The following is a 20,376-nucleotide window of genomic DNA, read 5'->3' as shown; positions in this document are numbered from 1 at the left end:
GGCGGGAGCGCCGCCGGTGCCGGCGTCGTCCTCTGGCGGGTCGGCCTTCGCGTCGCCGGGGGCGGCCGTCGCGTCGGGCGTGTTGTCCGCCGCATTCGCGTCGCCGGGGGCGGCCTTCGCGTGGGGCGCGGCGGCCTCCGCGTCGTCTGCGGCGGCCTTCGCGTCGGACGCGGTTGCCTGCGCGGGGGCCTGCCCGTCGAGCGTGGCGGGGGCTTCGCCGTCGAGCGGGTCGGCCTCCGTCAGCGCGGAGTCGACACTCTCCGCCGGATCTCTCTGCTCGGCCATCTCCGCCCTCCGCGCCACGCTCGCACCCGGCCCGTGACATCGGACCGGATGTGCCTGGTTGTCACCGTGCCACAGATCGCCCCGGGCGGACAGCCGGAGCCCGTGTGGCGGCTCAGCCGGCGGTGCTCGGGCTGTTCGTCGGGCCGTCGGTGGACGTCCCGCTGCGGCTGGTGGACGGCGTGGCGCTGGCGGAGGCCGACGCGCTGGCCGGTGGCGTGGTGGGTGGCGGCGGCGGGGTCTGCGGGGTGTTGGTCGGGCTGCCCGTCGGGGGCGGCGTGCTGCCGGTCGGCTTCGGGGTCGGGGTGCCGGTGGGCTTGGGGGTGGCCGTCCCGGTCGGCTTGGGCGTCGGCTTGGTGGTCGGCGTCGGCTTCGCGGTGGGGGTCGGCTTGGTGGGCGGGGTCGGCTTGGTGGTGGGGGGCGGCGGAAGGGGCACGTTCGGGGTCGGCACCGCGCCGATCACCCGGGTCGCGGCGTAGAGCCGGGACCAGCCGACCACCGAGATCTTGACCACGTCGCCGGTCGTGGGCGCCTGCACCATCTTGCCGTTGCCGATGTACATGCCGACGTGGTGGATCGTGGTCCAGCTGCTGCCGGAGGCGAAGAAGAGCAGGTCGCCGGGGAGCAGTGCGCTCTGCGGCACGGTGCGGGAACGGGTGGCCGCGTACTGGTCGCGGGAGACCCGGGGCAGGTCGAAGTAGTCGGCGCCCGGGGACCGGTACGCCGCCCACATCAGACCGGAGCAGTCGAACTCGTCCGGCCCCTCCTCCGACCACTTGTACGGGTCGCCGAGCTGGGCGAGCGCGTACCGGACGGCGGCGAGCGCCCGCGGGTGCGCGGACATCCCGCTGGTGTTCTGGCCGGCGACGTAGCCCGCGCCCAGCTGCTGTTCGGTGGCCTCCTGCTGACGCTCGATCTCGATCAGCTGGGCGGCGTTGTCCCTGCGCAGTTTGAGCAGGCCGGCCTCGGCGGTGCGCAGCGCCTTCTCGCCGGTGGCGAACTCGGCCTCGGCGGCGTCGACGGCGGCCTTGGCCCTGGTGTGCTCCTGGTAGGCGGACTGCTCGTTGGCGCGGGCCCGGGACAGCTCGCCGGCCACGGCGGTGGTCGCGCCCTCGACCTTCTCGCCACGGTTGATCCGCTGGAGCCGGCTCAACCCCTGGATGTCGTTGGCGAAGTCACCGGGCGGCAGGGCGGCGGCTGCCTTGACCGCGTCCGAGGCGGCCGCGTCGGCTGCCTGCTGGGCGCGGAGGAGGGCGTCCTGCGTGGTCGCCAGCACCTTGCCGGCGGCGGCGAGCTGGGCCTGCGCGTCGGTGCGTTTCTGCCGGGTCAGCAGGAGCTGGTCGCCGAGCAGGCCGACCTGGCTCTCAGCGGCGGCGATCTGGGCGGCCAGCGGGCCGGCGCCGATGTTGACCACCGGTGGGGTGGGGATGCCGGCGACGGGCGGGCTGCCGGGCAACTGCGGCGCCCCGATCGACGGCGGGCGGGCGCCGGTGTCCGGCACCGTGGCGGGCACGGCCGGATCGGCGTACGCGGGAGTGGCCAGCACAGCGGCGGCGATCGCGCCGAGCAGGGCTGCCCAGAGCTTCGGTCGCAGCACCGGCGAGATCACCGGGCTCCGTCGTCGCTGCCGCCGCCCGCGCCCGCTGTCGACCATTCCACTCCCCGTCCGGTGCTCGGCGCCGCGCTCGGTGGGCGCGGCCGTCGGGACGGTACCAGTGTGTGAGTTCCGCCCCACCTTGTCTTACCGCACGATGGCAGTGATGTCGATGCATCGGTGGGTTACGGGAGGCTGAGAGTCCGGTGAAGTGGATCGCTGCCGCCGACCGTGCCGCCGGGGCCACCGGAACGCCGACGTACCCTCGGGAGGGACCGCAGGTGGAAGGGACGTGCCATGGACGCCGGACTCAAGCGTGAGCTCGAAGCGAAGGTGTACGCCGGTGAGCGGCTGAGCCGCGAGGACGGCATCGCCCTCTACGACAGCGACGACCTGACCTGGTTGGGGCGGCTGGCGCACCACAAGCGCACCGAGCTCAACGGCGAACGGGTGATGTTCAACGTCAACCGTCACCTGAACCTCACCAACGTGTGTTCGGCGTCGTGTGCGTACTGCTCGTTCCAGCGCAAGCCGGGCGAGAAGGACGCGTACACGATGCGCATCGACGAGGCTGTCCGCAAGGCCAAGGAGATGGAGGACGAGCAGCTCACCGAGCTGCACATCGTCAACGGTCTGCACCCGACGCTGCCGTGGCGCTACTACCCCAAGGTGCTGCGCGAGCTGAAGGCGGCGCTGCCGAACGTCAAGCTCAAGTGCTTCACGGCGACCGAGGTCCAGTGGTTCGAGAAGATCAGCGGCCTGAGCGCCGACGAGATCCTCGACGAGCTGATAGACGCCGGCCTGGAGTCGCTGACCGGCGGTGGCGCGGAGATCTTCGACTGGGAGGTCCGGCAGCACATCGTCGACCACGCCTGCCACTGGGAGGACTGGTCGCGCATCCACGCCCTGGCGCACCGCAAGGGCATGAAGACCCCGGCGACCATGCTGTACGGCCACATCGAGGAGCCCCGGCACCGCGTCGACCACGTGCTGCGGCTGCGTGAGTTGCAGGACGAGACGGGCGGCTTCGCGGTCTTCATCCCGCTGCGCTACCAGCACGACTTCGTGGACTCGGCGGACGGCAAGATCCGCAACCGGATCCAGGCGCGCACCACGATGGCCTCGCCGGCCGAGTCGCTGAAGACGTTCGCCGTGTCCCGGCTGCTCTTCGACAACGTGCCGCACCTGAAGAACTTCTGGGTGATGCACGGTCTCTCGGTGGCCCAGCTCTCGTTGAACTTCGGTGTGGACGACCTGGACGGCTCGGTGGTCGAATACAAGATCACGCACGACGCCGACTCGTACGGCACCCCGAACACCATGCACCGCGACGACCTGCTGCACCTGATCTGGGATGCCGGGTTCCAGCCGGTCGAGCGGGACACCCGCTACAACGTGGTCCGGGAGTACGACAAGGCGCCGTCGCTGGCCGAGCGCCGCGCCGAGCCGCAGCAGGTCTGGGCCTGAGGCACCACGTACCCTCGCAGTCGATGACCGAGCAACGCGAATCCGGGCAGCAGGGTGGGTTTCCCCGTCGGGACGCCGAGGGGCGCGTGCGTACCCTGGGCGACCTGCTCGGGGTGTGCCTGGCCGGCCTGGTCATCGGCGTGTTGGCGCTCGTGCTGTTCGAGTGGGCGTTCGCCTCGTTCGGTGCCGGCGACTTTGGCCACACCAACGGTTGGCTGGCGGTGATCCTGCCGGCCTGGCTGTTCTGGGACGACTTCCGGGCCTGGGACTTCGGCGCGGCCCGGGTGGCGGCGGCGTTCGTCGCGTTGGCGGTCGCGGTGCTCGTGGGGCTGCTGGTCGCCGGGCTGGCTGCCGGGTTCCCGCCGTTGCTGTCCGGGGCGTTGGGGGCGGCGGCGTTCACCGTGGTGTACGCGCTGGTCTGGTTTCCCGGCGTCCGTTGGCTGGCCCGCCGGACCGGCTGACCCGACCAGGTTGACTCTTCCGCCGGCACCGGCGGCTGACGGAGAGAACGGAAGTGGTGCAGGTGAGCGCGGCGGTCAAGTACACGCTGGGCCGGATCGGGCTGTTCGTCGCCGTGCTGGCGGGTCTCTGGCTGGTCGACATGAACGTGTTTTTGAAGCTGATGCTGGCGCTGGTCTTCTCCGCCGCGCTCTCCTTCTTCCTGTTGCGCGGCTGGCGCGACGAGATGGCCGGGGAGATGGCCAGTGCCGCCGAACGCCGCCGCACCGAGAAGGAACGCCTCCGCGCGGCCCTGGCCGGCGACGACGACCAGCCGGACGAGCCGGAGCGGCGACAGCCGTAGGGCCTGCGGTCGTGGATACGAGCGTGGATCATGAAGTTATTGCCGCGACACGCCGGGCGGTCGGGCAATAACTTCATGATCAACGGCGGTCTGGGGTTACCAGTTGGTGGAGCCGGGGACCTTGGGCCAGGGCTTTGACAGGGGCTTGATCAGGTACGCGACGCCGCCGGAGCCGCCGGAGACTCCGCCGGTGGCGTTGGTGCGCTTGGTCCGCAGCCAGATCTGCTCGAACTGCGCCCGCTTGTAGACGTTGCGCACGACGTCGTTGCTGGACGACGCCGGGTCGTTGACGATGACGTCACCGTCGGCGGTGAAGCCGACCACCACGAACAGGTGCCCGGAGGTGCCGTAGTTCGCCCCGTCCAGCTCGCTGGCGAGGAAGGACTGGCTGGTCACCACGGGGATGCCGGCGGCGATGAAGCGCTCCAGCTCGTCCAGCGAGTGCAGTCGGGTCACCCGACCCTCCAGGCCGGGGAAGCTGGCCGCGTACGCGGTGTTGAACGGCCAGTTGCCGGCGCCGTCGTACGCGTAGTCGAAGGTCATCCGGGCGGCGTGGTTGACCGTCGGATCCGGGTAGGTCGGGTCCACCCAGGAGGTGTCGGCCTCCGAGGGCTTGCGCCCCCAATACTCGACGACCATCTCGGTGGAGGTGGGCGAGCACCAGGCCTCGCCCCCGCCGTCGTACTCGGGGTAGTGGCCCTTGTGGACGTTCTGCGAGTAGCGCGGCACCGGCAGCTCGACACCCCAGGCGATGTGCCCGGCGCTCGGCGGCACGGTGAACCGGTCCGGCACGGTGGAGCTCATCGCGCCGAGCATCCGCACCACCGGCGCGGCGGTCTGCCCCGGCGCGCGGTAGAGGGTCAGCCGCAGCTGGTACGACCGCAGCAGCACCCCGGCGTCGGCGTCGTCGATGCTGAAGGTGTCGGTCCAGATCGTCGACCAGGGGTCACCCTGCTTGTTGACGCTGGTCCGCTTGATGTCGGTGTCGCCGGAGGCCCAGCGGCCCATGACGTACCACGGGGTCTGGTCGCCGCTGGTGTAGCTGCCCTGCATCTCCACCTGGATCCAGGTGCCGGCGGGGGTCTCCGCGTTCCAGGAGGCGATCAGCTCGGTCGCGTCGAAGCCGATCCGGGTCACCGGCGAGGTCCAGGTGCCGTACTCCCAGGTGCGGGTGGTGCCGGTGTGCGGGTCGGCGTACTCGATGGTGCCGGCCGGGCGGGCCAGGGTGACGCCCGCCCGCGCGCCGGGCACGACGCGGGTGCCGTCCCGGCTGCCCCGGTGCCAGTCGGCGGGGCCGGACCAGTCCTGGAAGGTGATCTGCTCGTCGTGGGTGGGGGCAGGCGGCCGGGCCGCCGCCGCGGGGGTCGCGGTGGCGAGCAGGGTGAGCGCGCTGACGCCGGCGAGGGCGGCCGCGTGCAGGCGGGAGGAGGCCATGGGTGCTCCGCGGGTGTCGAGTGGGGGCATCGTCGCTGGTCAGTGTTCCGCTTGGAGGGAAGTTTCGCCAGATGTTCAGCGGCAGAAAATCTTTGCCGCAGCGATGGTCAACCTGGGATGCATAAGGCAGCGATCAATATTGATATGACCATGTGACTGATGGTGAAGTGTGCTTCACCGAGCGGGACATCCCGCCCTCCGAGGAGGTAGTCCATGACCCTGGGCAGACCCCACCCTCTCCGTCGCCTCCTGGTGCTCGTCGTCGTCACCGGGCTGGGAATCGTCACCGTCGCCGCCGGACCGGTCGCCGCCCAACCGGCGCCGGACCGCACCGCCGAGCCCTTCGCCGCCGGCTACCGGGTGCTCGGGCCCCGGACCCTCGCCGACCGCAACGCGGTGGCCCGCACCGGGGCCGCCATCGACTACTCCGAACACGGCGTCCTGCACGTCTCGGCCACCGCCGGCGAGGCCGCCGCCATCGGCAAGCTCGGCTTCCGGCTGGAACCGCTCGCCCCACCACCGAACGCCGAACGCGGCGCCGGTGAGATGGGCACGCTGGCGTTCCCGCCCGCCGACTCCAACTACCACGACTACGCGGAACTGACCGCCGTCGTGAACCAGGCCGTCGCCGACCACCCGGCCATCGCCCGCAAGATCAGCATTGGTACGTCGTACGAGGGCCGCGACCTGATGGCCGTGAAGATCTCCGACAACGTCGGCACCGACGAGAACGAGCCGGAGATCCTGTTCAACGCCCAACAGCACGCCCGCGAGCACCTGACCGTCGAGATGGCGATCTACCTGCTCAACCTCTTCACCGACAGCTACGGCAGCGACTCCCGGATCACCAACATCGTCAACAGCCGGGAGATCTGGATCGTGCCGACGGTCAACCCGGACGGCAGCGAGTACGACATCGCCACCGGCTCGTACCGGTCCTGGCGCAAGAACCGGCAGCCCAACAGCGGTTCGTCGAACGTCGGCACCGACCTGAACCGCAACTGGGGCTACAACTGGGGCTGCTGCGGCGGCTCCTCCGGGTCGACGTCGTCGGAGACCTACCGCGGCCCGTCCGCGTTCTCCGCGCCCGAGACGCAGGCGCTGCGCAACTTCGTCAACAGTCGCGTCGTCGGCGGCACCCAGCAGATCAAGGCCAACATCGACTTCCACACCTACTCGGAGCTGGTGCTCTGGCCGTACGGCTACACGACCGCGAACACCGCCACCGGGATGAGCGCCGACCAGTACAACACCTTCGCCACCATCGGCCAGCAGATGGCGGCCACCAACAACTACACCCCGGAGCAGTCCAGCGACCTCTACATCACCGACGGGGACAGCCTCGACTGGATGTGGGCCACCCACAACATCTGGGCGTACACGTTCGAGATGTACCCCGGCTCGTCCGGCGGCGGCGGCTTCTACCCGCCCGACGAGGTGATCACCGCGCAGACCACGCGCAACCGGGAGGCGGTGCTGCTGCTCAGCGAGTACGCCGACTGCCCGTACCGGGCCATCGGCAAGCAGTCGCAGTACTGCGGCGGTGGCGGCGGCACCACGGTCTGGTCGGACACCTTCGAGACCGCCACCGGCTGGACGATCAACCCGTCCGGCACCGACACCGCGACCCTCGGGGTCTTCGAACGGGGTGCCGCCCAGGCCACCACGTCCTCCGGCGCCAAGCAGCTCACCCCGTACGCCGGATCCAACGACCTGGTGACCGGCCGGCTCGCGGGCTCGGCGGCGGGTGACTACGACCTCGACGGTGGGGTGACCAGCGCTCGGTCCCCGGCGGTGACCCTGCCGTCGTCCGGCACGCTGACCCTCTCGCTGGCCTGGTACCTGGCACACGGCTCGAACGCCTCGTCGGCCGACTACCTGCGGGTGAGCGTGGTGCACAACGGCGGCACCACGGCCCTGCTCACCCAGGCCGGCGCGGCCGCCAACCGCAACGGGACCTGGGCGGTGGCGAACCTCAACCTCACCCCGTACGCCGGTCAGTCCGTGCGGATCCTCGTCGAGGCGGCGGACGCCTCCGGTGCGAGCCTCGTGGAGGCGGCTGTGGACAACGTCACCATCACCGCCTCCTGATCGGGTGGGGCCCCGCTCCGCCCCCGGCGGGGCCCCGCCACCCGCTCCCGAGCCTCCAGATCCGGGACATATGCCGCCCCGGTGACCGTCGTGCCGATCGACGAGTGCTGATCAACACTTGATCGATCCGGCACGTCCTCGCGGTGCGCTACCGTCTTACCGACCACTCCGCAGCGAAGCCGGTGCGAAACCGGCGCTGTCCCGCAACTGTGATGCCCCGCCCGACGGCGGGGACGAGCCAGGTCGCCTGCGGAGGGGTCGCGACACGCGCTCTCGAGGAAGGGCGCCTCGTGGGCGGGCGTACGAGTCCTGTCGGCGAAGCACCACACTCCTCGACCGACAGGAGGCCCCCATGTCCAGACGTACCCCCCGGCTCCTCGCCGCGACCCTCGCGGTCGCCGCGCTCGCTCTCGGCGCCTGCGCCGAGAAGACCGACGACAAGCCGAGCGCGGGCACCGCCGCCGCCAGCTACCCGGTGACGGTCGGCGCGCTGACCCTCGACAAGCGTCCCGAGAAGATCGTGTCGCTCTCGCCCAGCGCCACCGAGATGCTCTTCGCGATCGGTGCCGGCCCGCAGGTGACCGCGGTCGACGACCAGTCCAACTACCCGGCCGACGCGCCCAAGACGGACCTGTCCGGCTTCCAGCCCAACGCCGAGGCGATCGCCGGCAAGAACCCCGACCTGGTGGTGCTCTCCAACGACATCAACAAGATCGTCGACCAGCTCGGCAAGCTGAAGATCCCGGTGTATCTGACCCCGGCGGCCAGCACGCTTGACGACTCGTACCGGCAGATCACCGAGCTGGGCACCCTGACCGGGCACGCCGACCAGGCCACCGACGTCGCCGGCCGGATGAAGGACGACATCGCCAAGCTGGTCAAGGACCTGCCGCAGCGCACCGAGAAGCTCACCTACTACCACGAGCTGGGCCCGGAGCTGTACAGCGCGACCAGCACAACCTTCATCGGCTCGCTCTACGGCCTGGTCGGCCTGACCAACATCGCCGACGCGGCCGACGCCGACGGCAAGAACGGCGGCTACCCGCAGCTGTCCCAGGAGTTCATCGTCAAGGCCGACCCGGACTTCGTGTTCCTGGCCGACTCCAAGTGCTGCCAGCAGAACGGCGACTCGGTCAAGGCCCGCAGCGGCTGGTCCGGAATCACCGCAGTGAAGAACAACCAGGTCGTCGCGCTGGACGACGACACCGCCTCCCGGTGGGGCCCGCGGGTCGTGGACCTGCTCCGGGTGATCATCGACGCGGTCGCCAAGGTGCCCGCGTGACGGTCGTCCGTCAGTGACCGGAACGTCGCAGATGACCGCTGGAGCACCCGCCACCCGGCCGGCCGGTACGCCTCGCGCGTCCCGCCCCGCCGGGCTGCGCAAAGGCTGGGTGGTCGCCGGCGTCCTCGCGGTGCTCGTCGCGCTCCTCGCCGGGGTGTCGCTCGGGCCGGTGAGCCTGCCGCCGGGCAGCGTCGCCGCCGAGTTGCTCAACCTGATCCCCGGGGTGCACCTCGACAGCGGGCTGAGCGAGCGGGAGATCGCCATCGTCACCGAACTGCGGCTGCCCCGCGTCGTGCTGGGCCTCCTCGTCGGCGGCCTGCTCGCTCTGGCCGGCGGCTGCTACCAGGGTGTGTTCCGCAACCCGCTGGCCGACCCGTACCTGCTCGGCGTCGCCGCCGGCGCGGGCCTCGCGGTCACCGCGGTGATCGCCCTCGGCGGCGCCGGTCGGCAGGGCGCGATCTCCGGGCTGCCGCTGACCATCCCGCTGGCCGCGTTCGTCGGCTCGCTGCTCGCCGTGACGATGACTTACCTGCTCGGCGCGGCCGGCGGGCGGAGCAGGTCCCCGGCGATGCTGATCCTGGCCGGCGTCGCGGTCTCCGCCTTCCTCTCCGCCGGGCAGACGTACCTGCTTCAGCGGCACTCCGACAGCATCCAGCCGGTCTACTCCTGGCTGCTCGGCCGGCTGGCCACCGCCGGCTGGCACGACGTGCTGCTGGTGCTGCCGTACGCCGCCCTGACCACGGTGGTGGTGCTGCTGCACCGCCGCGAGTTGGACGTCCTCGCGGTCGGCGACGACGAGGCGAGGAGCCTCGGCCTGCACCCGCAGCGCTCCCGCTACCTGCTGATCGCCGCAGCGTCGCTGGGCACCGCCGCGGCGGTCTCCGCGACGGGGCTCATCGGCTTCGTCGGCATCATCGTGCCGCACACCGTCCGGCTGCTCGCCGGGTCGAGCTACCGCGTGATCCTGCCGCTGTCACTGCTGTTCGGGGCCGCTTTCCTGGCCCTGACCGACGTGGTGGCCCGTACCGCCGCCGCCCCGGCCGAGGTGCCCATCGGCGTGGTCACCGCACTGCTCGGCGGCCCGTTCTTCGTCCTCGTGCTGCGCACCGCCCGACGGGTGCTCACGTGAGCCCCGAACCCGGGCCGGTGGGCGTGCCGGCTCCCGGGCCGGCCGGCGTGCCGGCCGTCGAGGTGCGGGGTCTGCACGTCAGTCTGGACGGCACGCCGATCCTCACCGGCGTCGACCTCACCGTCGCGGCCGGCGAATGGGTCACCGTGATCGGCCCGAACGGCGCCGGCAAATCCACCCTGCTGCGCGCCGTCGGCGGCCTGCTGCCCGCGCCGGAGGCCATCACCCTGTTCGGTACGCCGAGCACCGCGCTGCGCCGCCGCGACCGCGCCCGGGTGGTGGCGACGGTGACGCAGTCCCCGGTGGTGCCGCCCGGCATGTCGGTGCTGGACTACGTGCTGCTCGGCCGCACCCCCTACATCCCGCCGCTGGGTCGGGAGTCGACAGCGGACATCGCCGCCGTGCAGGAGGTGCTGGACCGCCTGGACCTCACCGGCTTTCACCGCCGCGAGCTGGCAACCCTCTCCGGGGGCGAACGACAGCGGGTCTTCCTCGCCCGCGCGCTCGCCCAGGGCGCGACGCTGCTGCTGCTCGACGAGCCGACCAGCGCGCTGGACATCGGCCACCAGCAGGAGGTGCTGGAACTGGTCGACCAGCTGCGTCGCGCGCACGGTCTGACGGTGCTCGCCACCATGCACGATCTCTCCCTGGCCGGGGAGTACGCGGACCGGATGGTGCTGCTGGCCGGCGGTCGGGTGGTGGCGACCGGGACGCCGCACGAGGTGCTGACCGAACACCTCCTCGCCACCCACTACCGGGCCAGCGTCCGGGTGGTCGCCGGCACCAACGGCCCGCTGGTGGTTCCCGTCCGCCCTAACTCCCGTCGTCACCCAGGTCGATGACCGAGAAGAGTGCGCCCTGGGGATCGCGGAGGGAGGCGAACCGGCCGGTCGGGATGTCACGGGGTGGCACGAGGATGGTTCCGCCGAGTTCGGCGGCGCGGGCGGCGGCGGCGTCCGCGTCGGTAACCGCGAAGTACACCGTCCAGTAGGCCGGCAGGTCGGCCGGGAAGTCGTCGGCGAGCGGCGGCATCATTCCGGCGACGATCCGCGCGCCGAGCCGCCACCCGGTGTACGTCATGCCGCCGACCGGCTGCTCGTCCGGCTGCCACCCGAACACCAGCTCGTAGAAGACCTTCGCCCCGTCCGGGTCGGGGGTGACCAGTTCGTTCCAGCTCATCGCGCCGGGCACGTTGAACGCCTCGGCGCCGGGCATCGCCAGTGGCTGCCAGACGCTGAACGTGGCGCCCGCCGGGTCGGCGAACACCGCCATCCGGCCCCGGTCGAAGACCTCGAACGGCGGCACCACTACCTGCCCACCGGCGCGTTCGACGCGCCCGGCGGCCAGTTCCGCGTCGTCGGTGGCGACGTACGTCGACCAGATCGGCACCTGGTCGGGAATGGCCGGCGGGCCGACACCGGCCACCGGCCGGCCGTCGAGCAGGAAGACCGTGTAGCCGCCGGCCTCGGGCTCCGGTGTCACCCGTCCGGTCCAGCCGAAGAGTTCGGGGTAGAAGCGGCGCGCGTCGGTCAGGTCCGGGGTTGCCAGGTCGGCCCAGCACGGCGTACCCGGCGGGACGGTGCTCACGTCAAGACCCCTCTCGGCCGGCGGCCACGGGCGGCCCCCCTGCCGGAATCCTGGCACCGTCCCGCCGTCGCACGGGGCGGAAACGGACGAATCGTCAGCTGAACCGGCGACCCTCGTCCCGTCGGTAGGCCCAGGCGGCGAGGGAGGCGAGCAGCACGACCCAGACGCCGAGCATGATCAGCGCCAGCGGCTCGATCCGGTAGTCCCCGACCGCCGACCACATGAGTTCGGCCGCGCCCCGGGTGGGCAGGTACGGCGCGATCGTCTCGATGAACCCGGGCGCGTCTCCCGGTGCGGAGAGCAGCCCACCGCCGAACGCGAGCGGCAGGAAGACGACCTGCGCCACCACGACCGCCGCCTTGCTGGGCAGCGAGTAGCCGATGGCGAGCCCCATCAGCGTGAACGGCACCGAGATGACGGCCACCGTCACGGCGGTCACCAGGAACGCCAGCGGGGTGACCCGGGCCGGGGTCAGCGTCGCGCCGATCACCACGACCGGGATCAGCGAGAGGTACGTCAGCGCGAGGCCGGCCAGCACCCGACCCGCGAAGCGCGGCGCGGGTCCGGCCGGCAGAGTCCGCGTGTACGGGTTCCACGGCTGGTCGCGGTCCTCGGCGACGCCGACGCCGTACTGGAAGATGTTGGCGCTCATCACCGAGAAGGTGATCATCGACGCGGTGGCGAAGGTGGCGCCGACCGCGTCGTCACCGGTGAACGGCACCACGAAGAAGATCATGGCGGCGGCGGGGAAGAAAGCGCTGCCGACGACGGCCACCGGGATCCGGATGATCTCCAGAAGTTGGTAGCGGGCGTGAACCAGGGCGAGCTGCACGGTGCGCCTCCTCAGAGGGTGGTGGGTCGGCCGCCGGCAGCGGCGGGGGCGGGGTCTTCGGGGGCGGACTGCGCGGCGACGTGGGCCTGCTCCTGGCTGCCCGTCCCGCTGGTGATGGCGAGGAACGCCTCCTCCAGCGAGGTGGGCCGCACCTCCAGGTCGGCGAACGCCGCCCGGGAGCCGACCAGCGCCCGGACCAGCTCGTCGGCGTCGGTGGTGAGCAGGTGCAGTCGTCCGTCGACCCGTTCGGCGCGTACGACGCCGGGCAGTTCGGGCAGCTCGTCGGCGACCAGGCTGACCCGGCGTACGCCGACGATGCCGCGCACGGCCTCCACGGTGTCGTCGGCGAGGACCCGGCCCTGCCCGATCACCACCACGCGGTGGGCGAGCGCCTCCACCTCCTCCAGGTAGTGGCTGCTCAGCAGGACGGTTCCGCCGTCGGAGTGGAACGCGCGGATCGCGTCCCACAGGGTGTGCCGGGCCTCGACGTCCAGGCCGGTGGTCGGCTCGTCGAGCAGTACGAGCCGGGGTCGGCCGACGAACGCCAGCGCCACGGCCAGCCGGCGACGCTGGCCGCCGGAGAGCCCGCCGGTCTGCCGCCGGGCGAGGTCGCCGAGGCCGAAGCGGTCGAGCAGCTCACCCCGGGGCACCGGGTCGGGGTAGTGCGCGGAGACGAAGTCGACGACCTCGCCGACCCGCAGCGTGCCCGGCAGGCCGGTCTCCTGCGGGGTGACGCCGATCTGCCGCCGCGACGCCGGGTCGCGGGGGTCGCGGCCGAACAATTCGACACGGCCCGAGCTGGGCCGACGCAGACCGACCAGCAGATTCATCAGGGTGCTCTTGCCGGCGCCGTTGGGGCCGAGCAGTCCGACGAGCTCGCCGGCCCGGACCTCCAGGTCGACGCGGTCGAGGGCGAGGACGTCGCCGTACCGGCGGCTGGCCTGGTCGGCGCGGGCGAGGGTCATGACTGCTCCTTCGACGGGGTGGGGCCGAGCTGGGAGGGATCGAGCAGGGTGCGGATGGCTTCGGTGTACTCCTCGAACGCCAGCCGGCCCCGCCGGCTGAGCCGGATCAGGGTGGCCGGGGTACGTCCACGATGGGTCTTGCTGATCTCGACGTATCCGGCGTCCTCAAGCTTTCGCAGGTGGACGGATAGGTTGCCGGCGGTCATCGCGAGCAGTTCCTGGAGTCGGGGAAAGGTGATCCGGTCCCCGTCGCCGAGCGCGGAGAGCGCGGCGACGACCCGCAGCCGCGCTTGGGCGTGGATGACCGGGTCGAGGTCGGTCATGACCGGCGTCGCTGTCGCAGCCGGGCGATGGTTCCGGCGATCAGGATCCCGGCCCCGCCGGCCACCGAGATGACGAGGGCGTGCCAGCCCGGCCCGGCGATCACCCCGAGCACGTTGATCACGCTGATCCAGACGCCCAGCCGGAAGAGGTCCCGGTCCAGCCAGATCGCGCCGCCCGCCAGGTGCAACGCCCCGGTCAACCCCACGGCGGCGGCGGACCAGAGCAGCGCCGCCAGATCGTGCGGCAGGTGTTCCGAGACCCGGCCGACCGCCGCGTACACGCTCACCGACCCCAGGGCCCAGGCCCACCCGTACCACCGGCCGCGCCGGGCCGAGTCCCCGGTCACCTGGCCGTACGCCCGCGCGCCGGCCACGGCCTGGATCGCGCCGGCGGCCACCAGCAGGGCGAAGAGCGCGGTCAGGGGCAGCCAGTCGGGCAACCGGACCAGCACCCGCCCGTCCGGGGAGTAGCGCAGGAAGAACAGCCCGAAGCCGACCAGCCACGCCACGCCCCACGGCCAGTAGATGAGCCGGGCGTCGGGTTCCAGCCGGGAGACCGTGGCCGCCCGCTGGTCGCGGATCAGTTGGAGTGCCGTCGCGGCGTCGGCGGGCGGTCGATCGTCGTCGTGTTCCACGCAAACAACTTTACGGCGCAAAGTTGAAGCCGTGTGCCCCGCTCCCGTGGCGGGTACCCGACAGCGGCGCGGAGTGCCTACGGTGGGAGTCGTCTGTGGCTGACCCGTCGCACAGGACAGGAGGGCCGGCATCAATTACCAGGAACGGCTGACCGACCTCGTCGAGCCGGACGAACAGTTGCTCGCCGTCGCGAAGGCGGAGGTCGCCCAGGGCGTCGGGCCAGCCGATCCGCCCGCCGCCGATCCGCCCGCCGTTGACCGCCCTGCAGCGTCCCGTGCCGCTGGCGTCGTCTCCGGGGTGCTGCTCAACCTGCTCGTGCCGCTGCTGTCCTTTTCGGCGGGCGACCGGATCGTCGACCGCGTGGCCTTCGGGGTCGCCGGCCGGGGCACCCCCGGCTCGGCCGCCTCCACGCTGCGGTACGCCCGGCGGCCGGTGCCTCCGGTGACCTCGATCGAGGACACCGTCCTCGCGGTCACCGACCGGCGGCTGCTCGTGTGCGCGTCCGGGCCGATGACAATCTGGTCGAGCCGGGCCGACGACGAGCGGGCCGCCGCCGCAACCCGGATCGTCTGGTCCGTGCCCCGGCCGGCGGTGGCCGACGCCCGGGTGGGTTGGCACCGGCTCAACCCGAAGCGGCTGCGGATCGAGTTCACCGACGGCTCGTGGCTGGCGTTCACGGTGCCGATCGCCGAGCCCGGCAAGCCACTGCGCGAGATCGCCGCCGCCCTCACCGGCCGCTGACCCGCCCGACCCGCCGCGAGCACCGGCGAGCTGGCCGTGGACAGCGCGGTCTACAGCGGCGCCGGCTCCAGTGGTGCGGCCTGCGACGGCGTCTGCGACGGCGCGGGCAGCAGTGGCGCGGGCAGCGGTTCGCTGTGCAGCACCGAGAGGCGGGACACCGCGCGGGTGAGCACCACGTACAGCCGGTGCAGCCCGCGTGGCTCGGCCGCGACGATCGCGGCCGGCTCGACCACCACCACGTGGTCGTACTCCAGACCCTTGACCAGCGTCGCGGGCACCACTGTGACCCGCTCCGCGGCGGCGACGTCGTCGGCGGTCGCGGTGGCCACGCCCGCGGCGGCCAGCGCCGCGCGCAGCTCGTCGACCGCGTCGTCCGCGGCGATCACACCTACCGAGCCGTCGTGCGCGAGCGCCGCCCGCACCTCGGCCACCGTCGCGGCGGTCAGATCGGCCACGGTACGCACCTCCAGGCCGCCGTCGTGACGCAGCGACTCGGCCGGCGGTACGTCCACCGCCAGCGCCGGCAGCAGCAGGTTGGCGAACGCGACCACCGCGGCGGGTACCCGGAAACCGACAGTCAACGGCACCACCACGGCGTCCGGCTTGCCCAGGTGGGTCAGGGACTCCCGCCAGTCGGTCGCCGCCCACGGCGCGGTGCCCTGCGCGAGGTCACCGAGCAGGGTGACCGAGCCGTGCTCACTGCGGCGGGCGATGGCCCGACACTGCATGGGGGAGAGATCCTGAGCCTCGTCCACCACCACGTGCCCGAACCCGGAGGGGCGCTCCAGCAGCCCGGCAGCCTCGTCGACAAGCACCGCGTCGGCGGCGGTCCAGCGGGCGGCCTTCGGCGTACGGGCCGGCTTCGCCCAGAGCAGCTGCGCCTGCTCGGCGTCGCTGAGCAACCCGTCCGCAGCCGTGGCGAGTCGGGCCGGGTCGGAGAGCAGACCGTGTACCAGCCCCTCCGGGGTGAGCGCCGGCCAGACCGCGTCCAGGAAGTCCACCACCGGCCGGCACCGGCTCATCCGGCGCAGCCACGCGTCGCTGGGCGACTCCGCTCGCCGTGCCTCGGCCTGCCGTTGCAGGAGACTCACCACGCGCGCCCGCACCCGCTCCCGGCCGGTGCCGTACGGCAGCCCCTCCCGACGGGTCTCCTCGACGATCCGGTGCAGCGGCTCCAGCCCGATCCGCCACCGGAACGAACCGTCCGAGACGGTGATCGAGTCGCTCGGCGTACCGATCCGTGTCTGCACCGCGCGCCGCAGGACGCTCGCCATCCGCGCGTCGTGCTTGAGCGCCGCCACGGCCGGCGCCTCCACCGCCCGCACCGGCACCCGTGAAATCAGCTCCTCCACGGTGGCCTGCTCGACCTCGACCTCACCGAGCGCCGGCAGCACCGCCGCGATGTACGACAGGAACGCCCTGTTCGGCCCGACGATCAGCACGCCCGCCCGCCGCAACCGCTCCCGGTGCAGATAGAGCAGGTACGCGGCCCGATGCAGGCCGACAGCCGTCTTGCCGGTGCCCGGCGCCCCCTGCACGCAGATCGAGTCGGCCAGGTCGGCCCGGACCAGCTCGTCCTGCTCCGGCTGGATCGTGGCGACGATGTCGCGCATCGGCCCGACGCGCGGTCGCTCGATCTCGGAGGTGAGGATCCGACTGGCCGTGCCCAGTTCCTCGCCCCGGTCCAGCCGCTCATCCTCGAAACTCGTCAACACCCCGTTGCTGAACCCGAACCGCCGCCGGACCGCCACTCCCTGCGGATCGCGCGCGCTGGCCCGGTAGAACGACCGGGAAACCGGTGCCCGCCAGTCCAGCACCAGCGGCTCGCCGTGCTCGTCGGTGACATGCCGCCGCCCCACGTGATACCGCCGACCGTGATGATCGCCGCTGCCGCTGCCGCTGCCGCTGCCGCTGCCTTCGCTGCCGCTGCGTCCGGTGCTGCCTTCGCTGCCGCTGCCTCCGCTTGCCTCGCTGGCGCTGGTCGTGGTCGTGCTGCTGGTGGCGGTGCCTGCGCTGGTGGTGGCTGCGTTGGTCGTGGTGGCGTTGGTCGTGGTGGCGCTGGTCGTGGGTCCGGTGGCCGTCTTGTCGTCGCTCGTGGTTCCACCGAAGTCGAGGCGGCCGAAGAACAGCGGCGTGGTGGGGTCGTCGGCCAGTTCGGCCACCCGGCGGGCCAGCGTACGGCCGAGCATCTCCGCCGCGTACGGGTCGCCGGCCACCTGGTCGCCGGTCGAGAAGAGGGCTTCGGCCCGCTCCCGCATCCGGCGCAGCGCCACGCGCGAGGTGGCCAGATGGGCGCGTTCGGCGACCAGATCCGTTTCGGGGTGGGTGTCCAGGTCAGGTGCGGGCATGCTGACGTCCCATCGTTCACATCTGCTGCGCGCTCGCGTGTCCGGTGGCGGATGGCCGCCCGCCCGGCGCGGTGACGTCCGTTCCGGTGCAGCTCACCTCGGCCGTCAAGCGGGCTGCAACCCTACGCCCTCCCGAGGACCCCTTCCACCGAATTACCGACCAGACCACCCGTTCGCGTTGGCGTGGCGCAGAACGACGTAGCGCTGGGCGCGCACTGCGCGGGTCTGGTGCTGGTCCCGTCGGTCTTCGTCTGGCCGTCGGTGCTGAGCGACGCGGGATCATCGCGTGCGGCTGCCCTGGTGTTGCGGGCGCTACCTCGCGGGGGTATCCACGGGCCGGTGTTGGGCAGGTAGGCAGGGCGGGTCGACCTGGGCCGGGCCGGCCGGTCCTATCCGCGAGGGAGCGCCGGGCGCACCCGGGCCGGGCCGGGGTCCGACCTGGGCCGGGCCGGGCCGGCCGGGCCTATCCGCAAAGTAGCGCCACGCGCTCCCGAGCCGGGCCGGGGTCCGACGTGGGCCGGGCCGGCCGGGCCTATCCGCGGGGTAGCGCCAGGCGCACCCGAGCGGGGCCGGGGTCCGACGTGGGCCGGGTCAGCCGGGCGGGCCGGCGCGTCGGGGGGCCTGGCTAGGCGTGGGCGAACGGGCCGCCGGGCTTGGTTGCTGGGCTCGGCCGGTTCGCGATGAGTGAGCTTGGCCGGTCTCAGCAGCGCCGGTGGTAGAGGTTGCGCCGTGGGGTGCGGAGCGGGTCCATCCAGTCGGGCGGGAGGAATTCGGCCTGGCCGTCCGGCGCGATGCGGACGATCCAGTCACCCTGGTGAAGGAGCCGGTGATGGTGGCCGCACAGCAGGACCGCGTTGCTCAGCGTCGTCGTGCCGCCGTCGGCCCAGTGGCGGACGTGGTGGCCGTCGCACCAACGGGATGGCCGGTCGCAGCCGGGGAAGGCGCAGCCACCGTCGCGCAGCACCAGCGCGCGCCGCAGTGGGCCGGTGAAGAGTCGGCGTTGACGCCCGACGTCCAGGATCTGGCTGTTGCCGCCCAACACGGCCGGGAGAACCGAGGAGTCGCAGGCCAGGCGGCGGACCGCGCCCGGTGTGAGGCGCACCCCGGTTTCCAGGGTGCCTGCGCGTACGCCGTTGACCAGCGCGTCCAGTGACATGGTGACCACCAGTTGGGGGCGGTCCCCACCGTTGTCGGGCAGGTCGCCGGTGCGCAGTGCCAGCCGGCAGATCTCACCGAGTGCGTCCGCCCGGCGTTGACCGGGACTGCGCTCGTCGTGCTCACCGGCCGGGGCGCAGAGCGGATCGATGGCCTCGCGCAGCAGGCTCGCGGTTTCGGTGTCGAGGGTGCCGCTCAGACGTACCTGACCATCCTGCTGGTCGGAGAGGGTGACGTGCCGGCGGGCCTCGGCTCGCTCGGTGGCCCGCTTGAGAGCTGCCAGCTCTGCCTGGTCGGCCACGTCGGGCGCGACGTGTGCGAGGACGCGCTCCCCGAGGCGGCTCAGGGTGGCCGGATCGAACCGATCGGCCCACGTGATCAGCAGCTCGGTGGCTTTGTCGGCCACCTCCGGCCCGGCCTCGACGGGCAGGGCGGCGATGGTCTCCGCCAGCACCCGGCCCTGCTCCACGGTGATGGTGCCGGCGTGCACGGCAGCGCGGACCGCTGGTGGCGCGGCGTCGAGGGTGGCCGCGAGCTGAACGAGCTGGCGGGCGGACCGGCTGGAGAGCCGGAGGCGATCCCGCAACCAGACCGCGGTGGACGAGGCGCCTTCGGCGACGGCCAGACCTCGGGCGTCCAGCTCGCGCACCAGACCGAGCTGGACGGCGGCCAATCGCTGCGCCACCTGGTGAGCTGCGTCGAGCGAGGCGAGCAGTTCGTTGTCGGGGAGGGCCCACGCCGCAGCCTCGACGCAGTCGTCGACGGCACCGCTCGCCTGTGCCAACGCCCCCAACATGAAGCCACGATAGAACAGGTGTACGACAACTTTGCACTGCCGGATGACTCTCCGGCCCGGCTCAGCCAATCCGCCAATACGGGGTACGCGGCTCCCGGCGGCGACACCTGGCAGCCGGCTCCCGGGCGAAATGAGCGAACCCGGGCTCGGGGACGCGGAGGCGGGCCGCCACTGGCGTCGACGCAGCTCGCGACCCCGGGTTCGACCTTCGAGGCGGTCGGCCGGCTGTCGGATGATCGCGGCACAGTGCCTGCGCCGGGCGTCCGACGTGGCGGGATGTGCGGGGTGATGGCGGGTCGGGTGGGCGGCCGGGATCATGGAGGCATGACCGAGGCCCGTCCCAAGCCGCTTCGGATGGTCAGTGACCCGCAGGTGATGCGGGCGCTGGCCCATCCGGCCCGGATCGCGATCATGGAGTATCTCCACAGCCATGTCGATGGCAGCACCGCCACTGAGTGTGCGGAGATCGTCAGGCTGTCACCGAGCGCGACCAGTTATCACCTGCGGGCGTTGGCGAAGTTCGGCTTGGTGGAGCAGGCGCCGAGCCGAGGGGACGCCCGGGAGCGGGTGTGGCGCACGTCGAACCCCAGCCTGATGGTCGACGCGGGCCGCGAGGCCGGGCCCGAGGCACGGGCCGCGGAACAGGCCCTGGTGGAGGCGCATGCGGCGCGCGCCATGGAGCGGACCCGGGACTGGTTGCGCCGCGCCGGGGATGAACCTCCTGAGTGGTACGACACGGCGCTGTTCAACGAGGCGCTGCTCGTGCTCACGGCGGAGGAGTTGGCCGCCCTCAACGAAGCGGTCCTGGCGCTGCTGAGGCCGTACTACCCGCGGCACCGCACGGAGGTGCCGCCGGACGCGCGCTCCGTCGCCGTGCAGTACCGGACGGTGCCGCTGGCATAGACGGGGGTT

Annotated in this window: 18 protein-coding genes, 1 pseudogene and 1 riboswitch; of the genes and pseudogenes, 9 read left to right on the top strand and 10 right to left on the bottom strand. The window is 72.3% G+C overall.

Annotation, left to right across the window (positions count from 1 at the left end; translation table 11 throughout):
* Nucleotides 1–285: pseudogene (locus tag B0E54_RS17545) on the bottom strand (hypothetical protein); the annotation flags it as partial.
* A gap of 112 nt (nt 286–397) precedes the next feature.
* Entirely contained in the window at nt 398–1,936 is a 1,539-nt protein-coding gene (locus B0E54_RS17540; protein ID WP_234584855.1) for a C40 family peptidase, read from the bottom strand.
* Between the two features lie 237 nt (nt 1,937–2,173).
* On the opposite strand from B0E54_RS17540, the gene mqnE reads away from it, so the two are divergent.
* The 3 genes from mqnE to B0E54_RS17525 all read left to right on the top strand — a co-directional run bounded on the left by mqnE (nt 2,174) and on the right by B0E54_RS17525 (nt 4,145).
* Complete coding sequence (mqnE, locus tag B0E54_RS17535; protein ID WP_234584853.1) at nt 2,174–3,343, top strand: aminofutalosine synthase MqnE; 1,170 nt, start codon at nt 2,174–2,176, stop codon at nt 3,341–3,343.
* Between the two features lie 23 nt (nt 3,344–3,366).
* Nucleotides 3,367–3,804: a hypothetical protein gene (locus B0E54_RS17530; protein ID WP_234584850.1), complete on the top strand. Its 438-nt coding sequence runs from the start codon at nt 3,367–3,369 to the stop codon at nt 3,802–3,804.
* Between the two features lie 62 nt (nt 3,805–3,866).
* Nucleotides 3,867–4,145 carry a DUF4229 domain-containing protein gene (locus tag B0E54_RS17525; RefSeq protein WP_234584848.1) on the top strand — a complete coding sequence of 93 codons (279 nt, stop codon included), beginning with the start codon at nt 3,867–3,869 and terminating at the stop codon, nt 4,143–4,145.
* Nucleotides 4,146–4,241: 96 nt separating this feature from the next.
* Here the strand turns inward: B0E54_RS17525 and B0E54_RS17520 are convergent, their stop codons facing one another.
* A complete protein-coding gene (locus B0E54_RS17520; RefSeq protein ID WP_234584845.1) occupies nt 4,242–5,579 on the bottom strand; it encodes a C39 family peptidase in 1,338 nt (445 codons plus the stop codon).
* 213 nt (nt 5,580–5,792) lie between these two features.
* Between B0E54_RS17520 and B0E54_RS17515 the strand changes: the two genes are divergently transcribed.
* The 4 genes from B0E54_RS17515 (at nt 5,793) to B0E54_RS17500 (ending at nt 10,923) form a co-directional block, all read left to right on the top strand.
* Nucleotides 5,793–7,670 (top strand): M14 family metallopeptidase, encoded by a 1,878-nt coding sequence (locus tag B0E54_RS17515; RefSeq protein ID WP_234584843.1) that lies wholly within the window; start codon nt 5,793–5,795, stop codon nt 7,668–7,670.
* A 178-nt stretch (nt 7,671–7,848) separates the two neighbouring features.
* Nucleotides 7,849–7,913, top strand: a riboswitch (cobalamin riboswitch).
* 109 nt (nt 7,914–8,022) lie between these two features.
* Nucleotides 8,023–8,952, top strand: coding sequence for an ABC transporter substrate-binding protein (locus B0E54_RS17510; protein WP_234584831.1), 930 nt, complete (start codon nt 8,023–8,025; stop codon nt 8,950–8,952).
* 31 nt (nt 8,953–8,983) lie between these two features.
* Complete coding sequence (locus tag B0E54_RS17505) at nt 8,984–10,081, top strand: iron ABC transporter permease (RefSeq protein WP_234584828.1); 1,098 nt, start codon at nt 8,984–8,986, stop codon at nt 10,079–10,081.
* Nucleotides 10,082–10,128: 47 nt separating this feature from the next.
* On the top strand, nt 10,129–10,923 hold the full coding sequence (locus B0E54_RS17500) for an ABC transporter ATP-binding protein (protein WP_234584892.1): 795 nt from the start codon (nt 10,129–10,131) through the stop codon (nt 10,921–10,923).
* Here B0E54_RS17500 and B0E54_RS17495 read toward each other — a convergent pair.
* From B0E54_RS17495 to B0E54_RS17475, 5 genes are all read right to left on the bottom strand, one after another.
* Nucleotides 10,895–11,668 (bottom strand): VOC family protein, encoded by a 774-nt coding sequence (locus tag B0E54_RS17495; RefSeq protein WP_234584824.1) that lies wholly within the window; start codon nt 11,666–11,668, stop codon nt 10,895–10,897. The two genes, B0E54_RS17500 and B0E54_RS17495, sit on opposite strands and share 29 nt — an antisense overlap.
* A gap of 94 nt (nt 11,669–11,762) precedes the next feature.
* Nucleotides 11,763–12,500, bottom strand: coding sequence for an ABC transporter permease (locus tag B0E54_RS17490; RefSeq protein ID WP_234584820.1), 738 nt, complete (start codon nt 12,498–12,500; stop codon nt 11,763–11,765).
* Nucleotides 12,501–12,511: 11 nt separating this feature from the next.
* Nucleotides 12,512–13,465, bottom strand: a complete 954-nt coding sequence (locus tag B0E54_RS17485; protein WP_234584816.1) for an ABC transporter ATP-binding protein — start codon at nt 13,463–13,465, stop codon at nt 12,512–12,514.
* On the bottom strand, nt 13,462–13,788 hold the full coding sequence (locus B0E54_RS17480) for a transcriptional regulator (RefSeq protein ID WP_234584813.1): 327 nt from the start codon (nt 13,786–13,788) through the stop codon (nt 13,462–13,464). The genes B0E54_RS17485 and B0E54_RS17480 overlap by 4 nt, the downstream gene beginning before the upstream one ends.
* On the bottom strand, nt 13,785–14,423 hold the full coding sequence (locus B0E54_RS17475; protein ID WP_234584801.1) for a transporter: 639 nt from the start codon (nt 14,421–14,423) through the stop codon (nt 13,785–13,787). Before B0E54_RS17475 ends, B0E54_RS17480 begins: the two co-directional genes overlap by 4 nt.
* A 178-nt stretch (nt 14,424–14,601) precedes the next feature.
* Here B0E54_RS17475 and B0E54_RS17470 point away from each other — a divergent pair, with 178 nt between their 5' ends.
* Nucleotides 14,602–15,165 carry a hypothetical protein gene (locus B0E54_RS17470; RefSeq protein ID WP_234584799.1) on the top strand — a complete coding sequence of 188 codons (564 nt, stop codon included), beginning with the start codon at nt 14,602–14,604 and terminating at the stop codon, nt 15,163–15,165.
* Nucleotides 15,166–15,215: 50 nt separating this feature from the next.
* Here the strand turns inward: B0E54_RS17470 and B0E54_RS17465 are convergent, their stop codons facing one another.
* Together B0E54_RS17465 and B0E54_RS17460 are read right to left on the bottom strand one after the other, a co-directional pair.
* Entirely contained in the window at nt 15,216–17,513 is a 2,298-nt protein-coding gene (locus B0E54_RS17465) for an AAA family ATPase (RefSeq protein WP_234584797.1), read from the bottom strand.
* 700 nt (nt 17,514–18,213) lie between these two features.
* Nucleotides 18,214–19,464 carry an HNH endonuclease signature motif containing protein gene (locus B0E54_RS17460; protein WP_234584785.1) on the bottom strand — a complete coding sequence of 417 codons (1,251 nt, stop codon included), beginning with the start codon at nt 19,462–19,464 and terminating at the stop codon, nt 18,214–18,216.
* Nucleotides 19,465–19,788: 324 nt separating this feature from the next.
* On the opposite strand from B0E54_RS17460, the gene B0E54_RS17455 reads away from it, so the two are divergent.
* On the top strand, nt 19,789–20,367 hold the full coding sequence (locus B0E54_RS17455) for a winged helix-turn-helix domain-containing protein (RefSeq protein ID WP_234584783.1): 579 nt from the start codon (nt 19,789–19,791) through the stop codon (nt 20,365–20,367).
* Nucleotides 20,368–20,376: the final 9 nt, after the last annotated feature.

The sequence above is a fragment of the Micromonospora sp. MH99 genome (assembly GCF_021442385.1).
Classification (GTDB): domain Bacteria; phylum Actinomycetota; class Actinomycetes; order Mycobacteriales; family Micromonosporaceae; genus Micromonospora.
Note: the sequence above shows the minus strand (reverse complement) of the source record. Positions and strands in the feature narration are given on the sequence as shown.